Here is a 4,588-nt window from a genome sequence, read left to right as displayed (position 1 = left end):
CCACCAGGTGAGCCTACGATTAAGCGTAAGCTACCATCTTTATTAAATACCATTACCGGTGACATAGAGCTACGCGGGCGTTTACCAGCCTCTACACGGTTTGCTACAAGCTTGCCGTTTTTACGTGGCGATAACGAAAAGTCAGTTAGTTGGTTATTTAAAATAAAGCCATTAACCATAACCGTAGAGCCAAACGCCATTTCAATTGAACTGGTCATCGAAACGGCATTACCTTTACTATCTACAATAGATACATGTGAGGTAGAAGGTAACTCGTATGAATCATCCATTGCATAACTTAAGTACCCTACAGGATTACCTGCTACGGCTTTTTGGTCTGTTTCGGTAATTAATTTAGCGCGTGAGGCAATATAATCTTTGTTTAAGAGCTCTTGTGTAGGTACTTGAGTAAAATCGGGATCGCCCATGTACATATCGCGATCGGCAAATGCAATACGCGAAGCTTGGCTAAAGTAATGAATCGCCTTTTCGCCATTTGGCTTAAGTGCGCTCATATCTTTATGTTCAAGCAAGCCAAGCATTTGCAGTACTGCTACGCCGCCACTACTTGGTGGTGCCATAGAACACACGTTATAAGCACGGTATTGAATACATACCGCATCGCGCTCTTTACTTTTATAATCTGCTAAATCTTGTACGCTTAATTTACCAGGGGCAATTTTAGAGTGTTGTACCGCATTAACCATTTGTTTTGCATTTTCGCCTTTGTAAAATGCATCAATGCCCTGCTTTGCAATGTCTTTGTACAAATCAGCAAGTGGTTGATTCTTTTTAACACTACCCACTTCAATTAATTTACCATTTGGGTAAAAGTATTCGTTAATAATCGGCATACTCAATACACCAGGGTTTAATTGGCGTGCTAATAAGCCATGTAAACGCGGCGAAACTACAAATCCTTGTTCTGCAAGTTCAATAGCCGGTTTAAAAAGCGCTTCCCACGGTAATGTACCGTATTGTTTATGTGCGCTTGCAAAGGCATGTAAAATACCGGGTACACCAACAGAGCGTCCACCTACTACGGCTTCAATCCATTTAACGGCTTTACCGTGTTTATCTAAAAACAGTGTTTCGTCTGCATTTGCAGGTGCAGTTTCGCGGCCATCAAAACTAGTCAATTTATTGTTAGCTTTGTTGTAATACATCATAAATGTACCACCGCCAATACCTGAGGATTGCGGTTCAACTAAAGTAAGCACTAGTTGAGTAGCAATGGCAGCATCTACGGCACTGCCGCCTTTGGCTAAAATTTGTTGACCGGCTCTTGAGGCATATGGATTTGCCGCAGCAACCATGTATTTATCACCTTGCACTACTTTTTTATGGATTAATCCAGTAGCAGCTTCAGGTTCGCGAGTTTCAATTTGAGTTGCTTGCTGTGCAAATGAAGGCAGTGATACTGCGCACAGTCCAATGGCAAATAATGAGTTAAGTTTAAAATGCATAAAAATACTAAAAACACTTAATTACGTAGTTGTATTTGGCATCTTAAAGTTAAACGGGCACAATATGCAAAAATTTTGACTAAAAAAATATAATAAAATGCTTAATTTACCTATTCAACCTCGTTATATATTACCGCCTATTATTCTGCTGCTTTTTAGTACCATTTTTGCTGCATTTGATTTAAATAATTTACTTGAATTTAACCGAAGCCTAATTGATGATGGCGAACTGTGGCGAATCTTTTCAAGCCAATTTGTTCATGCTAGTTGGGCTCATTTGGGATTAAATGCCAGTGGTGTTTTATTAATATGGCTTTTACATGGCGAATACACATCACCTACTCGCTACGCTTTTAATACAACTGCGCTAGCACTGTGGTGTGGACTCGGCGTGTATTGGTTTTGCCCAAGCATACATATTTATACCGGATTAAGTGCCCTACTGCATGGTGTAATTATTTGGGGTGCAGTTAAAGATATAACTGTAGGGCTTAAGTCAGGTTATTTATTATTTATAGGCGTATGGATTAAAATAGGGTTTGAACAATTTAGCGGCCCTAATGCTGATATAGGAAAGCTTATTAACTCCACTGTGGCTATTGATGCACATTTAATTGGTGTTATTGGCGGGACTTTACTTGCAATACCATTGGCTATAGAGCTCTTTAAAAAGAACTTTAAAAAGCAAAAATAAAGTTAGATTGTGTTCAATCCAATAAAAATGCCGCATTAGTTAACTAAACTAATGCGGCATTTTTGTTTTTATACTTTAAGAGTTAAAGATTAAAGTGTTTCTTTAAATAACTTATGAATACGGCGGTATTCGTCTAACCAGCTTGAAGGCTGTACAAAACCATGTGGTTCAACAGGAAATATAGCTGTTTCAAAGTTTTGTTTTTCAAGCTCTATTAAGCGCTGCACTAAACGTACTGAATCTTGAAAAAACACGTTATCGTCAACCATTGGGGCATTAATTAATAAACGTTTGTTTAAGCCCTCAGCGTAATAAATTGGCGAGCTGCGCTCATACGCAATCGGGTCAACATCAGGATGGTTTAATATATTAGCTGTATAACCTGTATTGTAATGTGCCCAATCGGTAACAGGTCTAAGTGCCGCACCCGATTGAAACAACTCAGGCGCGGTAAACAATGCCATAAAGGTCATAAAACCGCCGTAAGAGCCACCATAAGTACCGACTGCTTTGGTATCAACGTTGGCATTTTGCGCCATCCATTTAACGCCATCGGCTAAATCTTGTGTTTCAGGTGTTCCCATTTGACGATAAATCGCGGTACGCCAATCACGCCCGTAACCTTTAGATGCGCGGTAATCCATATCCATTACTATGTAACCTTCATCAGCGAGCAATGAATGGAACATAAATTCACGAAAATAAACCGAAAAACCCATGTGTGAATTTTGTAAGTAACCCGCGCCGTGGTTAAAAATAACCGCTTTACGATTTTTACCTACTTCACCCTCAACGTAATCAGCTGGGTAGTACACTTTTGCATATATTGGTTGATCAGTATGGCTCGATGGCACAGCAACAATTTTAGGGGCTGTTAGCTTTTTAGCTAAAAACTCATCCGACACAGTATGCGTTAATCGCGTTGCTTTTGTATTGGCTTTAGCATCTGCTACGTAAAGCTCATTAGGCATAGTAATTGTAGAGTGCTTAAGGAGTAACTTGGTTTCATCTGGGCTCAACGTGTAATCGGTCATGCCATTTAAGTCAGTAATTTGCTCGCTATTACCTGTTTGCGGGTTAACGCGGTAAATTTCGTACAGACCTGGGTGTTCAACATTCGCTTTATAATAAATTGCGCTGTCGTCACTTGTAAGCGTTAAGTTAGAAACCTCAAATTGGCCTTGTGTTAGCGCGGTTGCACTACCATTAACTGGTTTTTTATAAAGCTGGCTGTAACCCGACTCTTCCGATAGGTAATAAAGCGTGTTCGAGTTATGTAACCACCCAAAGTCGTTAAACGCATAAGCAATCCATGCGTCGTCATGCAGGCGATGTTGCGACACAAGTTTGTTGTTTTTAAAATCTACAGTAGCAAGCCAACGGTCTTTGTTGTCCCATGCTTCGAGCATGATAGCCACTTGCGAGCCGTCATCGTTCCATACTATTGGGCTTTGCTCAAAACCCCAGTCCATAATAAGGTTAATACCACGAGGTGCCTTTTTGGACTTATATGTTTTACCATCACGTGCATAATTTTCTTTTTTAACTGCGGCTAAAACATCTTCGTCAAAGCCCGGTAAGGTATTAAAGCTAAGTGATGTTTGCTCTTTGTTAGTTAAATTGATGTAGACAAGCTTTGAGGTTTCTTGTTTAGCATCTGCAACACGGCGGCGTGCTTTTTTAGGCTCAATGGTTGCATCATTAGTGATATAATTTGGCATAATATCGCCATCACCACGCCAATCAGTTTGCTTTTGTACAACGACTAATAACGCATCACCATTTGGCGAAAGCTGTGCTTCTGCAACTTTATTACCGTCACCTAAGTAGTAAGCCGTATTAGCAATTGAATCGTTTTGTTCATTAACTTGCTCACTGCGCGCTTGCTTATCTTTTTTATTTTTTTGTTGAAGCGCCACAAATTTAATCAATTTATGCTGCTCTTTAGCAATATACGTGCTGGGCTCTTCAATACCTTTTGGCTCATCAGCAAGTTTTAAGTTAGCAAGCTCGCTCGTTAAGCCTGTTTTTAAATCAACTTTAAAAAACACATTGCCTTGGCGGTAAACTAAATCGCCGTTATTTAAAAATTGTGGTTTAGATTCGCTCGCTGATGTCGCTGTAATTTGCTTAAGTTCACCGGTTTTTAGGTTTTTAACAAACACATTGCCTTTAAACGTGTAGGCCGCCATTGTTTTATTTTTTGAATAAACAGCTTTATTTGAACCCACAGTATGAAGTTTATTAAGTGCTACCTGCTCTGCTGTTTGGCTAGTAACCGATTGGCTAAATAAATCGCGTAGTGTATTACCTTGCTCTTTTTGAGCATAAATAATAGTAGCCGAATCGCTAGCCCAATAAGCGCTCTCTGGCTGATTGCCCATCCAATCCGGATCGGCCATTGCTTGTTCTAGCGTTATTTTTTGTG

The 4,588-nt window shown here is 39.8% G+C and carries 3 protein-coding genes; 1 reads left to right on the top strand and 2 read right to left on the bottom strand.

The annotated features are described in order from the left end of the window. The coding region (gene ggt, locus L652_RS0104395; RefSeq protein ID WP_024603323.1) for a gamma-glutamyltransferase at positions 1-1,466 on the bottom strand (1,466 nt) is incomplete at its 3' end. A gap of 97 nt (positions 1,467-1,563) precedes the next feature. Here ggt and rrtA point away from each other — a divergent pair. Next, positions 1,564-2,160 (top strand): rhombosortase, encoded by a 597-nt coding sequence (gene rrtA / locus L652_RS0104390; RefSeq protein WP_024595379.1) that lies wholly within the window; start codon positions 1,564-1,566, stop codon positions 2,158-2,160. 89 nt (positions 2,161-2,249) lie between these two features. Here rrtA and L652_RS0104385 read toward each other — a convergent pair. Continuing rightward, on the bottom strand, positions 2,250-4,588 hold a 2,339-nt coding region (locus tag L652_RS0104385), incomplete at its 5' end, for a prolyl oligopeptidase family serine peptidase (RefSeq protein WP_024595380.1).

It is taken from the genome of Pseudoalteromonas sp. TB25, from assembly GCF_000497995.1.
Classification (GTDB): Bacteria; Pseudomonadota; Gammaproteobacteria; order Enterobacterales; family Alteromonadaceae; genus Pseudoalteromonas; species Pseudoalteromonas distincta.
Note: the sequence above shows the minus strand (reverse complement) of the source record. Positions and strands in the feature narration are given on the sequence as shown.